We start from the raw sequence: 15,017 nt of genomic DNA, 5'->3' as shown, positions 1-15,017 counted from the left end.
TCAAGGAGGCATATAATAACATGCAAGTAGCATGGAATAGCACTAGTTGCATTCATCATAAGCCTCTCTAAAACACACGAAACTGGTTTATGAGTAAATTATTGTACCTGATAACGTACATGTATTATTCTGTATTTCAAACATAGAGGAACACTCAATATGCAAGCAATCACTTTTACGGATGCTCGTAAGCACTTCGCAGATACAATGAAGCGCGTTACCGATGATGCAGAACCAGTACGCGTAATGCGCCGTGATGCCCCTGATATTGTCATGATTGATGCTGCTGAATACGAAGCCTTAATAGAAACAATTTATTTATTCAGTAATCCAATTAACGCAGATCATATCAATGAAGCAATGAAACAGGCGGAGCTCGGTGAATTTGTCAAAGTGGAATATTAAGTTCACTAAAAATAGCGCTGATGATGTCAACTACTGGCGAGATACTGACAAAAAAAAGTTTGAGCGTGTCAGGCAACTACTCCAAGACATAGAATCAGACCCTTTAAATGGCATAGGAAAGCCTGAAAGATTAAGGCACCATAAAGATCCAGCCCTCTATTCGCGGCGTATAGACCAGACCCATCGTTTAGTTTACTCCATCGAAAATGGTGAAGTAATCATCTATGCTGCTCGCTACTATTACGGTGATAAATAAAAAACTAGCTAGAAATCCAGTTTTCACTGGGGTTTATTCATACGGTGCGCAACAGCACTCTTATGTAAAATAGAGCTGCTTTTCATAAAAAGCACTAAGAAGTAAATGTTTAAATACTAAGCACTATTAGCTATTTAAATTAACTCAATAATGCAATAAGATAATTCATGAACTTTTCTTCAACAGCTTGTTTTTTGGAAAAAAAATGAATAAATCAAAAGACTTATCGGAATTTGTCGGTACCCATTTTGTATATACATACGATAATGGATGGAAATATGAATGGTATGCACGAAATGATAACACCTGTGATTATCGCATTCATCAGGGGTTAGTCGGCGGTAGATGGGTAACTAATCAAAAGATGAATGCAGTACAATTTGCCCCCGGCATTTACAAAGTGGATTGGCATGAGCCAACAGGGACATGCGTTAGTTTGCTATTTGATTTAAAACGTAAAATTATTCACGGGACCATTTTCTTCCCTCAATGGATAGCAGGAAAAGGACAACACCCAGAAAAAACTATTTGCTATCAGAATGATTTCATTGACGATATGAATAAATTTCGCGATGAAGGGCCTGCATACCCTTATGTAGTCATCCCAGAATTTGCAAAAGTTACTTATATGAAAAATGAAGGCATTGATAACGACTCAGTTATTTGCGTACCTCCAGGCCAACTTCCTGACAATTATTTCGACAACAAATAATTATTTAAATACAGGATTTTAATATTAAATCCTGTATTTTTCAAAACAAAAAAATGCGAAAAACTCACAAAGAAACATATTAAAAAAATCACAAAATAAATTCAAAAAAAAGCATCTTTTGGAAAAGGAAAATATCTATATTGATGTATTTGTTAACTTCACCATTTCAGAAAAAAAGGATTAAATATGACCTTATCTACAAAGACATTCATAGCAAGTGATGAGCATAATGGTTTCGGAGTAACATCAACACTAATTATGGGCGAAAATGATGCTATTTTGGTTGATGCACAATTTACGCTCTCAAATGCTCATCGATTACTAGCTGAAATAATTGAGTCAAAAAAAAATATAACAAGTATATTCATCACTCATTTACACCCAGATCATTATTTAGGATTAGAGGTGATTAAGGCGAAATACCCTGATGCCAAAGTTATTTCTTATAAAGAAATAGCTAATGATATAAATCAAGCATATGACTTTAAAATAAAATACTGGGGCATTGATACTTTAAAAGAAAATGGAGCAAAAAACAAATTCGAAATAAATGAGATAAAGGAAAAGACATTACAGCTAGAGGGGGAGGAAATTATAATTTTAGACCCGATGGGGGGTGATTGCATAGAAATAACACCACTTTGGATCCCATCAATAAGTACTTTAATTGCTTCAGATGTTATCTTTTCCGATGTGCACGTCTGGATCGCTGACATGAGAACACCTGAAAGAATAAATAAATGGATGAAGAGCTTAGATGATTTAGAAAAATTAAAAGCAAAAATTATCATCCCTGGTCACGCTAGAGTTAACTCATCATTCAGCCCTGCCTCCATATCTTTCACTCGCACTTATATAAATGATTTCCTTAAAGTACTAAAAGAAACTAATAATAGTAAAGATGTAATAAATGAAATGGATAGAATTTACCCTGGCCTACCAATAAGAATTTGCTTAGAATATAGCGCTAGAATATTGAAGGATAAGTATGAATGGGCTGGTGATTGGCCTGAAAGCTTAAGGGAGTTAAAGTCATCACTGTGATTTAAATAATTATTTGATGGAATAAACCAAATCACATATGGTTTATTCACGCCCTGACATAAAATAAAAGGGCTATGGATATTTTATTTATAGTAATAGCCCCTTACAGAGGGCTATTATCACATTCCGCTTACTACTCAAGCAACTCCATCTGCTGTTCATGTGTTTGTTCCGTTTCCTCCTGATGCCTAACATACAGTCTGATAATTTCCTCGTTTACCCCAACAGTATCTACAAAGTAGCCACGTGACCAAAAGTTATTAACCATATTTTCTTTCTTATATGTGGGAAACGATTGTACAACTTGAGTGTACTACGGCCATTCAAATACCCCATCAGAGTTGATATCGATATTTTCTGTGGAATGATAACAACAAGATTTACATGATCTGGCTGAACATTTAGCTCAAGAACCTCACAATCTTTTATTCCGCCAAGAATGTAGATTATCCTATAAAGATCTTTTCCCATTTATCCTTCAAGATCCTGAAACGATACTTTGGGTCCATACAATGTGGTATTTACAACGCCAGTAAACATGTGATGAAATTCTGTAAATCACCATGTCGGCTTTTCTCCTTTTAATTGTGGTGAGTAAGTAGAGATATTCCAATATTGGCACTCTTCAGTGCTATATCCTTACAGGTTCAATCACCAACTCCCTAGGAGGTAGTTTAGATATGTCAATAAAATAAAATTAGAGCTTCATGATATGAATTAAGCTTAGTAAACTACTTAAATAGAGGGTTACACCTATTTAAAGTCCTGTCTAATTAGATAAAAGCGATCTCCATTTTTATTAGAATATTCAGTTCCCGTCACTTCAACACAAGGCTTATCATCACATGTACTGATATTAGCTAACGGCGCCTTCTTTTCCCACTGCTTTTCCATCGCTTGCATATCGGCGATACGCTGATATCCATGATTTAGGTAGTAAGTAAATCCAATCAGAATTCCAGTTAATAACGTAAAACCCAACAATACAGTCCAGAACGCTGATTTCCAATAAAACCACGCAGCTTCACGTCGAATTGACTTCACAGACTCTCGCGCCTCGTTAACCACCTGAGTCAATACACTGATAACCGGCTTCTGCTTTTCAAGTGCCACAGATTTCACTTCTTCCGAGACTTGTGAAATTCCCCGACTCACAGATTGTCTAACGGTATCCGTCACATCACCGGTCGCCTGTGACAGCGAACGTATTGCGCCGGCGAGCTTCGCATTTTCCTCTCTCAGTAAAGTAGACTCTTTCTCAAAGGCTTCGATTAACGCCGTCACACGGGTTTCTTGCTGTTGCTGATGGCCAATTAAGGCCGCTATTTTCTTAATTTGGTCGTCCATCACAGTCTCCTGTTACATTCTTGGGCCACGGCTTTTCGGTTTCAGTTGCTGAGATTGCTGCTGTTTGAGCTTCTCAGCCTGTTTTTGGCGTTCAACTTCGCGCTGCTTTTGCAGCTTCGCTTGTTTCAGTTGTTCTTGTTGCTTGAGTTGTTGCTGATGAATACCGGCAAACTCAGCCATTGATGAATCAATCAGCGATTGCAGGTCAATGTCCTGCTGAATATCGCCCATCGCTGTATTAACAAGTTTATTAATCTCATCTTGGTTTGCCTTACCTGACTGGCGCTGTTCACGCTCAACTACTGGCGAGGTTCGCTGTGCCTCATCGCGTTCGCGTAACACACTGTGCAGTGAACTGGTCACATCAATGGCACCCTGTAACTTTTCTTTTTGTTCAACCGCAACAAACTCGGCCTCACGCCGGTCAATGACGGCTTGTAACTGGGCAATATCGAGCTGTCTGACCTGATAAGGTCCAAGATGGCGTTCAGGTTGTCGGTCAATGCCTTGCGCTTTATACGACCGCGCATCAACGCGGTCATCATGCTGATACTTCTCAAGATAGGCGTTCTGTAAATCAGCCCAACGACTGCGCTGCTCGGTAAGATAGGCTTTACGCTCGGTCGGCGTTTCCCCAAAGCGTACCTTTTTTGCCCCGCCGCGCTCAGGATTCTTGCTATTGGCCCGTTTGAAATACTGCTCAGGGTCACGGTCAATACCATCACAGTGACGCTCTGAGAACATGATATGGGCATGCGGTTGTTCGCCGCCGGCAATCGCCGCCTTGGGATTATGAATGGCAAATTGGTAGGCATGACGCTCACCGATTTCCTGTGACACGAAGTCACGGACCAACGCCAGGCGCTGCACATCGGGGTCTGAAGCCCAACCGTACGAAAACGTACGCTAAGTACGTTTTTTAACCAACTAGGTATTTTCATTGCCATGACAATAGACAATTATAGAGGCCATTCATCGCTCTCTTCCGCTTGCTTAAGTGGTCTTAGCTGTCCTTTTGTTACCTGCTCTGCCAGAGTGAATGTGTAGTGACCCAGCATATTGATATGCGCATGTCGCAGTGGTGACAACCGGGATTCATCGTCTTCATTAAGGGTTTCGCCCTCGTCACGTAAATGTGCCAGCGCGGCCTGCATATAAATGGTATTCCAGAGCACAACAGCATTGGTTACCAACCCCAGAGCGCCCAGTTGCTCCTCCTGCCCGTCATGATAGCGTTTTCTGATCTCGCCTTTCTGCCCGTGACAAATGGCTCTGGCGACAGCATGTCTGCTTTCTCCCCGGTTAAGCTGGGTCAGAATGCAACGTCGGTAATCTTCATCATCAATATAATTAAGCAGATACAGTGTCTTATTTATTTTTCCGGCTTCGATAATTGCCTGTGTTAACCCTGAAGGGCGATCGCTGCTCAGCAACGAACGAATCAAAACTGACGCCCGGATTGTCTCCAGCGTCAGAGAACCGGCCATACGCATCATGTCATCCCAGTGTTGCTCTATCTTCCGGGCATTAGCAGCATTGCGGGCGATGTCATTCAGTACGCCATAATCTGCATCTTTATCCACTCGCCAGAATACAGAAGCCCCGGCATCGGCCAGACGGGGTGAAAACTGATAGCCCAGCAACCAAAAAAGACCGAAGATCAGGTCACTGGAACCCGCTGTATCTGTCATTATCTCTGTCGGGTTGAGTCCGGTTTGCTGCTCCAGCAGGCCTTCCAGTACAAATATAGAATCCCGCAACGTGCCAGGAACGACAATGCCATGAAATCCGGAGTATTGATCTGAAATGAAGTTGTACCAGGTGATCCCACGGCTGGAACCAAAATATTTTCGGTTGGGACCTGCATGGACCGTTCGTACCGGGGCTATAAATCGCATACCGTCCGCAGAGGCCACCTCACCACCGCCCCATTTCTGAGCCAGAGTCAGGGTAGACTGATAATCAACCAGTCTGGCGTTTGCTTTTACCAGCGTTTCTGCCCTGAGATAATTTTGTTTGGTCCAGCTGAGACGATAACGGGTCAGCGCTGGAATATTGGGTCGAATAAAGGGCTCCATACCAATATTACAGGCTTCAGCCAGCAATACTGCACAGATACTGACGGTCAGGTCATCCATACGCGCGCCCACTTCGCTTGCATGGGTAAATTCATCTGCAAACCCTGTATGCGCGTTAATTTCAAGAAGGAGTTCGGTCAGATCGACAACAGGCAGCAGGTCAGATATACGTTTTGAGAGTAATTTCAGGGTCGGCGGCTCATCCAGTCCGTTCAGATGAGCAATGGTCAGCTTCGTGCGTTTACCTGTGAAATCCAGCGAAACGGCCTGATTATCAGAAAAATTTTTAGCGACCTGTCGGTACACCGTGTCGAGCTGCCGGGTCAGCGCATTGACGGCCTCTCCGGCGTTGAGGGGATGTCCGAGGGAGCGATACACCTGCACTCTGTTGGTATGCCAGTCCTGACCCTGGAGAAGTTTAGCCCGTGGATCTCCCCAACGTTCGCTCCGTGCGACGTAAATATCCCGTCGCCGCAGGCTGTCTTGTAACTTATTCATAAAACAGAGGGTATAGCCCTGTCGGGATAAATGACCGTCTTTGCCATAGCAGAGTCGCTTCCAGGGGCCGGTAATTATCAGCCATTGGCGCATCATCAATAAGCTGCCTCCGGGTTGATCGGATCGCCGCAAGGTAGCGTATAGCCTCCAGCGTTGTTTCACCTGCCGGAGCGGCGCTGAATTCAATATTTTCCAGCAAACAGGGAAGAAAACGGCGGACTCTTCCATACTGTTCCACCATTTCATCGTGAAAATTGGCGTCAGGAGGCCGGGCAATCGCGTTTATAAATGTGATGGTGTCGGCCAGCCTGGCCGGAGGGAATTTTTTAAATATTGTCGAGCGGAGCAACTCACTGTCGACATTTTCATCCAGAAGCATCGAGCAGATATTTGCCAGTTCTAATGCTGATTTATCAAGGTCTTTCAGTGTTCGCAGTCGTTTTTTTTGCCCAATTTTTTTCGCCTCCCGGCCGATATCAGCGATAACTCCATCCAGAACGTCCAGCGCGTCATCCAGCGCTGATATTTCGCAGGAACGGACAAAGGCAACCAGCATAGCTGTTCGTCTTGCGGGCGGCATCCGGGCTATTTTGTACACTGAAATCATATCAGCATACCGGGCGAGTGCATTGAAACGCACCGGAGGAATACCGGTGAAGTCGAGATCCTGCATGCCAAATGCTTTCAGTTTCAGGTAGCGCGCAACGGCCTGATTAAATGCTGGGCCACTGATGGCAACAGGACCTTTTCTTAACTGATCAAAACGTGAGGTACGTACTCCGTCAGGCACCTGTAACAGTTCTTCAAGTAATGAGCACTGCTCGCCTGATGCCAGCCCGGACAGACGTGACCAGAGCCTGTCTGCTGATTTTTCACGTATTTCCGATATCAGACGGGTCAGCGTGGTGACGCCCGGCAACAGTATTTTATTTTGCAGAAGCCAACTGGTAGCCAGATCGAAAAGCAGACCCGGTCGTTCGTTGCTAAGCCAGCTGCGGGTGAACAGTAACCGGCTCAATCTGAAAGTCCACGGCCACGAAAAATCACGATAGCCATACTGACGACGGATCAGTGCCTGATGTTCACGCAGCGTAGTTTCTCTTCTGGAGTAGTCGGACAGAACGCCCGTATCGGATATTCCCAACTGTCGGGCAACAAACCACAGTACGTTGGTCGGGATCGCCGACAAGTCATAAGGCCATGTGCCAAGAAATCGAACGCTGGCAATCAGCAATGCCACTGCCAGACGGTTTGCCCTTCCGCGCCGGTTGTTAATGAAATCCATATCCACTTCGTCCAGCAGAAAGAAACGAGCAAGCTGAATGTCATTAGGCTCACCAGAGAACTGACCATAACTGGCACGTTGTTCCGCGTTTAAAAAATCTGCTGGCAAAAGTGCTTCCCTGGCTACGGATCATATACGAATACATAAAAATGAGATGTTAATCAGACTGTTTCAGATATTGATACAGCGTTTCACGGCTAATACCAAACTCGCGAGCAAGCTGGGCTTTTTTCTCACCATCCATTGCTCGCCGTCGAACTTCATTTTGTTGTTCTGAGGACAGTGATTTTTTCCGTCCACGGTAAGCTCCACGTAGCCTGGCTAAAGCTATGCCTTCACGCTGACGTTCATGGATTAAAGAACGCTCGAACTCGGCAAAAGCCCCCATTACTGAGAGCATCAGGTTTGCCATTGGTGAATCTTCGTCAGTGAATGTCAGACATTCTTTAACAAATTCGATACGCACACCTTTATGGGTAAGCTTTTGTACCAGACGGCGCAAATCATCCAGGTTACGAGCAAGCCGGTCCATACTATGAACCACCACGATGTCTCCATCACGCACGAATGACAACAGTGAATCCAGCTCTGGCCGCTGAGTATCTTTACCGGATGCTTTATCGACGAAGACTTTATCCACCTGAGTCTGATCCAGTTGCCGTTCTGGGTTCTGGTCAAAGCTACTTACCCGGATATAGCCAATACGTTGACCTTTCATACGCCTCCAATACTGAATGTGTCAGAAAAGAATCCATGACCTTTAATTATCACTGTCAATAAATAGTCAGAGTGACTTTACTCTGACAGTTTTTCATTATCAGGCCTGACGTCCAGTTAGGGTATACTCTAACTGGACGTCCATCGCTTACCACAGGAGAAAATTTCAGTTTCATCTGGCGTAAGCCAACAACAATTGATAGCGGGTCGGTGGGGCTTCAATTACAGGCAGTTACGGTTAATCATTTTTTGCTGTACCAGGGTATGAAAAGTCTCAGGGCCCCCCCCCAGAATACGCCATCAACAAGTCCCGTCACACCGCCAAACAACATACAAAAACTTGCGGATGACCGTAATCCCGGCTGCAGATAAATGGCTGAGGTAAGTATAAACTTCATGCAAAAAGTAATCACAATCAGCCCCAGGGTCAGCGGCGTCCCGGCCCTGATAATCATGCCCGGATTATCTGAATTTCTCAGCGGTGGCTGTGAGCGCCACAACCTGTATCCAAGAGCGGTACCTGCGAGCAGTCCAACTGCCATCATTGTAAGGCTTGCGCCAGCAAGTGCTGTCTCAGTGATAACACCCTATGCCCCCCAGACAAGAAAAATTACCGGAAGAAAAAACAACCGTCCGGTTGTCATCTCCCGGTCATAAAGAGCAGCAAAGCCGCGTCGCAGTAAAAAAGCCAGCAGGATCCATACCCAGACGGGGGTATCTCTTAAAAAGAGTGCACTATTCATAAGTTGTCCCAGTTACGAAAGTTAATCTTTTTCAGTACAGGTGAATCGGCACACCATTAATTTTCGGTGGTTTTGTTATCCAATTTTTTATTTCCTGAGCGAAGAATTTTCTGCAACCTGCGTTGTTGCCATAAGGCGATTTTCCCTCGCATGATAAAGACGCGTATTCCCCTGAATATGATAAGTCCTCCCCATATGACAGCTACCACAACGGACCAGTAACTTTCTGGGGTAAACAGATAGTTAATTATCATTAATGCTGTGCATACCAGAACAGCAGTAACCAGAATCCGATAAAACCGGGTTTCCTGCGCTACCTGAAATTTGGCTTCGCTGATGCGTTCATCAAGAGCCTGGCTGGCAACGTAAGTCTCTTCCGAGAGATCAGAAACATTTACACCAAAGGCTGAAGCAATCGCACTGAGTGTTTCCAGACTCGGTTTCTGGCCTTTTTCAGTTCGCTGCACGGTCCTTACAGAAAGAGAGGCCACTTCAGCCAGCTGTTCCTGCGACCATGCCTTTGTCAGACGATATGTTTTCACTTTTTCAGCTACAGTCATCATTGTTCCCGTTCTCTGCAATGCCTGTGATAATACTTGCACATCAACCCGGCACCGTATACGACACCAACATGACAGCAAAGCGACACGCCAGTAACATAAGGTCGGAACCCGGCATATAACGGGCCTGGTTAAGGACCAGAAAATACATTTATACCAGACGCTGGCAATGGATGCAGGATACCAAACACATGGGAAACCGATAATCGCCACACTGTCAGAGTCGGTGCTTTCTCGTTAGATAGACCCAGCCCGCGCAGTCGAACTACGCGACAGAATGCTGGCGGTTAGTTTGCCAATATGACGAAGTTGATTTGCAGTTATTGTGAGCCCGGTGGAATGGATTGCGAGCCGGGCCGGATAAATTCGAGCCCATTATCATTTAATGCGAGCCGGGGGTGTTTTTCATTTGCAGTTAATGTGAGCCGAAATACGCGCTGATTGCGAGTCAGAGGGATTTAGATTGCGAGCCGTTACACCTAGAGAATCATCTTGAAGTGCTGTTTGTAGAAAATGGTTTGCGTTATGCACGCACAGCAAGAACAGAAAACAAGGCTAAACCGGATTTTTTGTTTCCCGGAGTGTCGGACTATCATAATCCAGCATACGATCCATCGAAACTGACTATGCTCGGCGTGAAATCGACCTGTAAAGATCGCTGGCGACAGGTACTCGCCGAGGCCGACAGAATCGACCACAAACACCTTCTTACGCTGGAAACTTCAATTTCCACCTACCAGACGGACGAAATGGCGAGTAAATGCCTGCAACTCGTTTTACCGCATGGCCTGCATCAGACCTATACGCCGGCCCAGCAAACGTGGCTGATGGATGTGGCAACATTTACGGACTTGGTGCGTACTAGGCAGACTGCATAACTGATTTTTATTGCTCAAAAAACGTACTTATCGTACGTTTTCGTACGGTTGGGCTTCAGACCCCTAAAATCGCCAGCTACTACCGGGAAAATATCAGTGGTACAAAACTTGAGCGCCCGGAACTGGGACGCTTACTGGTGGACAGTCACCACAATGATATTTTACTGGTCGAGCAGATAGACCGTCTTACACGTCTCAGCAACAGCGACTGGATGACGCTAAAAAAACAGATAGAACAACATGAGCTGCGAATTGTCAGTCTTGATGTGCCCACATCATGGCAGGCACTGTCAGATAAGGCCCCTTCGCAGGCCGACCCGATCACCCGCGCCGTGATAACCGCCATCAATAACATGCTTATCGATCTGATGGCCGCAATGTCACATAAGGACTGGCTGAGCCGCCGCCAGCGGCAAAAACAGGGAATCGAACGGGCTCATACAATTGGAAAGTACCGGGGTAAGCAGGCCGATCAGGAACGGCATCAGAAAGTCCTGTACTACCGGCAGGTAAAGAAACTGAGTATCCGGGAAACGGCGGATGCTACAGGCTACAGTGCTTCACAGGTTTGCCGGATACAAGCGCTTCATAAAAATAATGAAACTGCCTGAAAGGCTGGAATAACGGTGTTTATTTGCAGTCATGGCGTAATAGTTCGCGCTGTAACAACTTTTGTGATTAGCAGCCTGACGCATCATCTATGTAAGGAAAGTCCGCTGCGTGCCAGGAACGGACATACTGACAGCCTGGAAGTCCTTATCTGAACGAAAAGAATTAATGTCGTTGGGATGGTTTACTTTACAATGCCAGTTTTAAATAGCCTAAAAAACAGGTGATCACGTGCATACCAACATGATTGAATACCTTAATATTTTTATACAGGTTGTTGAGCAGGGTAGCTTCACAAAAGCAGCTGATGTACTTCAGATCCATCGCCCCACTGTGAGCAAAGCTATACAGCAGATAGAGAATGATCTGGGTGTAAAACTCATTCATCGCACAACCCGAAAGTTGAGCGTTACTGCTGAAGGGGATGAGTTCTATCATCATGCCAGGCATGTTCTGGCTGAAGTTAATGACATGATGGCCAGTTTTTCACCGACTCTTCCACCGCGAGGACGCCTGCGACTTGATGTACCCCTGGCGCTGGCGCATGCCATCTTGATCCCTAATCTCAGAGATTTTCGGGCATTGTATCCAGGTATTGAAGTCGTGCTGGTTTCATCGGATAAAAAAACTGATTTGATTACGGAAGGCGTAGATTGCCTTGTCCGCCTGGGCACGCTTCAGGATTCAAGTTTTGTTTCCAGACGTCTTGGTGACATCAGGATGGTTACCTGCGCAGCCCCGTCTTACCTGCGAGAGTACGGTCGGCCGGAAACACTTGCGGATCTGGATCAGCATCGGGCAGTTAACTTTTTTAGCGATCACAGTCGTGAGGTGATGGAATGGAAGTTTATCGAGGACGGGAGTGTCGTTTCGCTGCGCCCTGCGAGCAGTATGCTGGTTGATAATTCTGATATTCTGCTTTCCTGTGGTCTGGCCGGTCTGGGTATTATCCAGGCCACCTTTGACGCCCTTGCCCCCCATCTCTCTTCCGGCGCTCTTGAAGAGGTTCTGACGCAATACCCCTCGGTGTCGAAGCCCGTATCAGTGATGTATCCGGACAGGCGCTATCTGTCTCCAAAAGTACGGGTTTTTATCGACTGGTTCACTGACGTTATGGCCACACAGATCCGCTGAAGCAGGTGGATTGTTAATGGATAATTAATACTGAAGTTCCCTGTCGGCTATTTTTGGTGCGTTTATAACAATGTAGATTGTTCACAAATAATTCGGGCACCTCTTCGGCATTATTCTGAAGATGTACCGTTAACTGACGAGAGCTGAATATGTCTAAAGTTGTTACCTTTAACCGCACCGGTGGTCCGGAAGTGCTGGAAGTTGTTGATATACAGGTACCCGCGCCGGCAGCGGGTGAAGTGCAGATTCGCGTACATGCTATTGGTCTCAACCGTGCAGACATCATGTACCGCAACGGTCAGTATGTTATTGAGCCGGAATTTCCGGCACGTCTTGGTTATGAAGCAGCAGGCGTTGTTCAGGCCGTAGGTGAGAATGTTGAAGAGTTTGCCAGTGGAGATCGGATAAGTGTGATCCCTTCATTTATGTTTAATGAATACGGCATGTACGGCGAACTGGTCAACGCCCCGGTGCACGCTGTCGTGAAGTATCCTGAAAACCTTTCCTTCGAGGAAGCCGCCGCAAGCTGGATGATGTATGTCACCGCTTATGGTGCGCTGGTTGAATATGGCAACCTTCAGGCTGGTCAGAATGTCGTGATCCGCGCAGCATCAAGCAGCGTGGGTCTGGCTGCCATACAGATAGCTAACATGTTGGGTGCAAAACCCATCGCGCTTACGCGCACCGCAGAAAAAAGCGAAATGCTCCTGAAAGCCGGTGCAGCCGCCGTCATTGCTACAGCGGAGCAGGATATGGTTGCTGAAATCAATCGTGCAACAGATGGCGCGGGCGCCCATATTGTTTTTGATCCTGTCGGCGGCCCCGACGTGGCAAAACTGACTCAGGTAATGGCACCGCAGGGCATGTTCTTTCAGTATGGCGCGCTCGATAGCCGTGACATGCTTGTGCCTGTATTTGATATTCTCGGTAAGCATCTCACTCTGCGTGGATATGAGCTGTTTGAAATCACGATGGACTCTGAAAAAATGGCGCGCGCAAAATCCTTCGTCACAGAAGGTTTACGAGTCGGCACACTGAAGCCCGTCATCGATAAAACGTTCCCGCTCGACGAGATTGCAGACGCCCAGCGCTATATGGAGGCCAATGGCCAGGTAGGCAAAATAGTTGTGGTCGTAGAGTAATTCTTACCGCAGTATTTTATTAATGATTTTGCTATAGCCTGGATAATATCCGGGCTTTTTTATCATCCTTAGTGTCTAACCGATGACTCTGGTACTGACATCCAACGTATTGACTTCGATATTCTCCTCTTCAAATTAATGTCCGTTTCACGCTCAGGGCAGTCCCTTTGTGTTGTTTCGGCAGCCATGTGCCAGGAGCGGGCATAACAATGTAAGCAATAGGGAGGCGGTCATGAATTCCTCTTTGTAAAAGCATAACAACTTAGCTGAACGGCTAACACTGAAAAACCGCACAAATTACCCATTCTGAAATCTTTCATATCGACGCAAGAACGTTTATCTTTTATCTAGCGCGCTAGGTAATCAAGCGGCAGAGTATTTAAAACATGAAATCTAAAGCAAATATGGAAACCGGGAAGCAGCTCTCATTTGCCTTGTACGGAGCCGCAAACCGCATGAACAGGCTTCATAAACCATTTCTCTACCCGCTGGGCCTGACGTTTCCCCAGTATCTGGTGATGCTTGAATTGTTCTGTGGCACACCACGGGCAGTCGGTGATTTAGGGAGAAAACTCGATATGGATACTGGAACCATCACGCCTCTGCTGAAGCGTCTGGAAGCTGCCGGTAGGGTCAAGCGCACGCGCGACACTTCTGATGAGCGTCGGGTACTCATCACCCTGACTGAAGCCGGAGACGCCCTGCGGGAGGAACTCTGGTGTATCACCGACAAAATCAAAACCGCCTGTCAGCTCAGCGAAGAAGGGCTGGCCCAGCTACGCGACACGCTGAATGATCTGTCTCATCCCGCATCTGAATAAGTGGCATCCCATACCCTCTACAAGCAAGGTAATTATTATGAAGATTGGCATCATTGGCACTGGCCATATAGGTAAAACCCTGGCCCGTAAATTAGCTGCCGCAGGACATAGCGTAAAGGTCGCTAACTCGCGTGGTCCGGAAACGATTGAGGCCGAAACACTTGAAACAGGTGCTCTGCCTGTTAAGGTTGAACAAACCGTCAGCGACGTTGATGTGTTAATACTTTCAATACCGCTTATGCGAATACCTGAGATTTCGCAGCTTGTCCTGAGTCTGCCTTCTGACGTTATCGTGGCTGACACGTCTAATTATTATCCGCACCGGGATCAGAGAATTGACGCTATTGAAGGCGGCCAGGTTGAAAGCCAGTGGGTTGAGGAGCAGTTAGGCCGACCCGTTATTAAAGCTTGGAATGCGATTGGTTCCGGATCTTTTGCAGCCAAAGGCAAGCCAGCATGCGCAGATAGCCGAATCGCCATACCTGTGGCCGGTGATAACAAGGAACATCGCGAATTGATTATGAAATTGGTCAGTGATACCGGCTTTGATGCCTATGACGCAGGCATTCTGGCAGAATCCTGGCGTCAGCAGCCGGGCTCTCCGGTTTATTGTACAGATCTGCATTATGATGAAATACCCGCAGCTCTGGCATCAGCTGAGGTATCCCGTCTGGCCACAAGAAGGGATCTTGCAGCCGCCATATTCCGGGAACGGGCCGGCGACAGCAGAACAAATCCTGATGCTGATTTTGGTGTGAAAGTATCACGTATAATCTTTATGTAAGTGT

14 protein-coding genes and 4 pseudogenes are annotated in these 15,017 nt (G+C 46.0%); 11 read left to right on the top strand and 7 right to left on the bottom strand.

From position 1 onward, the window contains the following. Positions 1 to 159 precede the first annotated feature (159 nt). The 4 genes from HGT71_RS10065 (at position 160) to HGT71_RS10050 (ending at position 2,417) form a co-directional block, all read left to right on the top strand. Positions 160 to 405 (top strand): type II toxin-antitoxin system Phd/YefM family antitoxin, encoded by a 246-nt coding sequence (locus tag HGT71_RS10065; protein ID WP_214217649.1) that lies wholly within the window; start codon positions 160 to 162, stop codon positions 403 to 405. After that, on the top strand, positions 386 to 661 hold the full coding sequence (locus HGT71_RS10060; protein WP_214217648.1) for a Txe/YoeB family addiction module toxin: 276 nt from the start codon (positions 386 to 388) through the stop codon (positions 659 to 661). Before HGT71_RS10065 ends, HGT71_RS10060 begins: the two co-directional genes overlap by 20 nt. Before the next feature lie 205 nt (positions 662 to 866). Beyond that, positions 867 to 1,373, top strand: a complete 507-nt coding sequence (locus tag HGT71_RS10055; RefSeq protein WP_214217647.1) for a phenolic acid decarboxylase — start codon at positions 867 to 869, stop codon at positions 1,371 to 1,373. 186 nt (positions 1,374 to 1,559) lie between these two features. Continuing rightward, positions 1,560 to 2,417, top strand: a complete 858-nt coding sequence (locus HGT71_RS10050) for an MBL fold metallo-hydrolase (RefSeq protein ID WP_214217646.1) — start codon at positions 1,560 to 1,562, stop codon at positions 2,415 to 2,417. A gap of 133 nt (positions 2,418 to 2,550) precedes the next feature. Here HGT71_RS10050 and tnpA read toward each other — a convergent pair. The 7 genes and pseudogenes from tnpA to HGT71_RS10015 all read right to left on the bottom strand — a co-directional run bounded on the left by tnpA (position 2,551) and on the right by HGT71_RS10015 (position 9,645). Next, positions 2,551 to 2,888: pseudogene (gene tnpA / locus HGT71_RS10045) on the bottom strand (IS200/IS605 family transposase). A 282-nt stretch (positions 2,889 to 3,170) separates the two neighbouring features. Continuing rightward, entirely contained in the window at positions 3,171 to 3,764 is a 594-nt protein-coding gene (locus HGT71_RS10040; RefSeq protein WP_214217645.1) for a tRNA modification GTPase, read from the bottom strand. A 12-nt stretch (positions 3,765 to 3,776) separates the two neighbouring features. After that, entirely contained in the window at positions 3,777 to 4,634 is an 858-nt protein-coding gene (locus HGT71_RS10035) for a MobA/MobL family protein (RefSeq protein WP_214217644.1), read from the bottom strand. A gap of 89 nt (positions 4,635 to 4,723) precedes the next feature. Further along, positions 4,724 to 7,733: pseudogene (locus tag HGT71_RS10030) on the bottom strand (Tn3 family transposase). Positions 7,734 to 7,782: 49 nt separating this feature from the next. Continuing rightward, complete coding sequence (locus HGT71_RS10025; protein ID WP_214217643.1) at positions 7,783 to 8,343, bottom strand: recombinase family protein; 561 nt, start codon at positions 8,341 to 8,343, stop codon at positions 7,783 to 7,785. A gap of 586 nt (positions 8,344 to 8,929) precedes the next feature. After that, positions 8,930 to 9,085 carry a hypothetical protein gene (locus tag HGT71_RS15845; protein WP_241596750.1) on the bottom strand — a complete coding sequence of 52 codons (156 nt, stop codon included), beginning with the start codon at positions 9,083 to 9,085 and terminating at the stop codon, positions 8,930 to 8,932. 56 nt (positions 9,086 to 9,141) lie between these two features. Then, positions 9,142 to 9,645 carry a 2TM domain-containing protein gene (locus HGT71_RS10015; RefSeq protein ID WP_214217696.1) on the bottom strand — a complete coding sequence of 168 codons (504 nt, stop codon included), beginning with the start codon at positions 9,643 to 9,645 and terminating at the stop codon, positions 9,142 to 9,144. A 142-nt stretch (positions 9,646 to 9,787) separates the two neighbouring features. On the opposite strand from HGT71_RS10015, the pseudogene HGT71_RS15840 reads away from it, so the two are divergent. The 7 genes and pseudogenes from HGT71_RS15840 to HGT71_RS09985 form a co-directional block, all read left to right on the top strand. Beyond that, positions 9,788 to 9,949, top strand: a pseudogene (locus HGT71_RS15840) (ExeA family protein); the annotation flags it as partial. Between the two features lie 133 nt (positions 9,950 to 10,082). After that, positions 10,083 to 10,523: a type II restriction endonuclease gene (locus tag HGT71_RS10010; protein WP_277755766.1), complete on the top strand. Its 441-nt coding sequence runs from the start codon at positions 10,083 to 10,085 to the stop codon at positions 10,521 to 10,523. A 65-nt stretch (positions 10,524 to 10,588) separates the two neighbouring features. Continuing rightward, positions 10,589 to 11,134, top strand: a pseudogene (locus HGT71_RS10005) (recombinase family protein); the annotation flags it as partial. Between the two features lie 241 nt (positions 11,135 to 11,375). After that, complete coding sequence (locus HGT71_RS10000) at positions 11,376 to 12,266, top strand: LysR family transcriptional regulator (protein ID WP_214217695.1); 891 nt, start codon at positions 11,376 to 11,378, stop codon at positions 12,264 to 12,266. Positions 12,267 to 12,415: 149 nt separating this feature from the next. Continuing rightward, the gene (locus tag HGT71_RS09995) at positions 12,416 to 13,408 is read left to right on the top strand and encodes a zinc-dependent alcohol dehydrogenase family protein (RefSeq protein ID WP_214217642.1); all 993 of its coding nucleotides are present in this window, start codon (positions 12,416 to 12,418) and stop codon (positions 13,406 to 13,408) included. Positions 13,409 to 13,794: 386 nt separating this feature from the next. Beyond that, the gene (locus tag HGT71_RS09990) at positions 13,795 to 14,229 is read left to right on the top strand and encodes a MarR family winged helix-turn-helix transcriptional regulator (protein ID WP_241596743.1); all 435 of its coding nucleotides are present in this window, start codon (positions 13,795 to 13,797) and stop codon (positions 14,227 to 14,229) included. Next, on the top strand, positions 14,201 to 15,013 hold the full coding sequence (locus HGT71_RS09985) for an NADPH-dependent F420 reductase (protein WP_483407264.1): 813 nt from the start codon (positions 14,201 to 14,203) through the stop codon (positions 15,011 to 15,013). The genes HGT71_RS09990 and HGT71_RS09985 overlap by 29 nt, the downstream gene beginning before the upstream one ends. The last annotated feature ends 4 nt before the right edge of the window (positions 15,014 to 15,017 follow it).

Source organism: Rosenbergiella epipactidis (assembly GCF_018494055.1).
Lineage (GTDB): Bacteria > Pseudomonadota > Gammaproteobacteria > Enterobacterales > Enterobacteriaceae > Rosenbergiella > Rosenbergiella epipactidis.
This window is presented reverse-complemented; position numbering and strand designations above follow the sequence as displayed.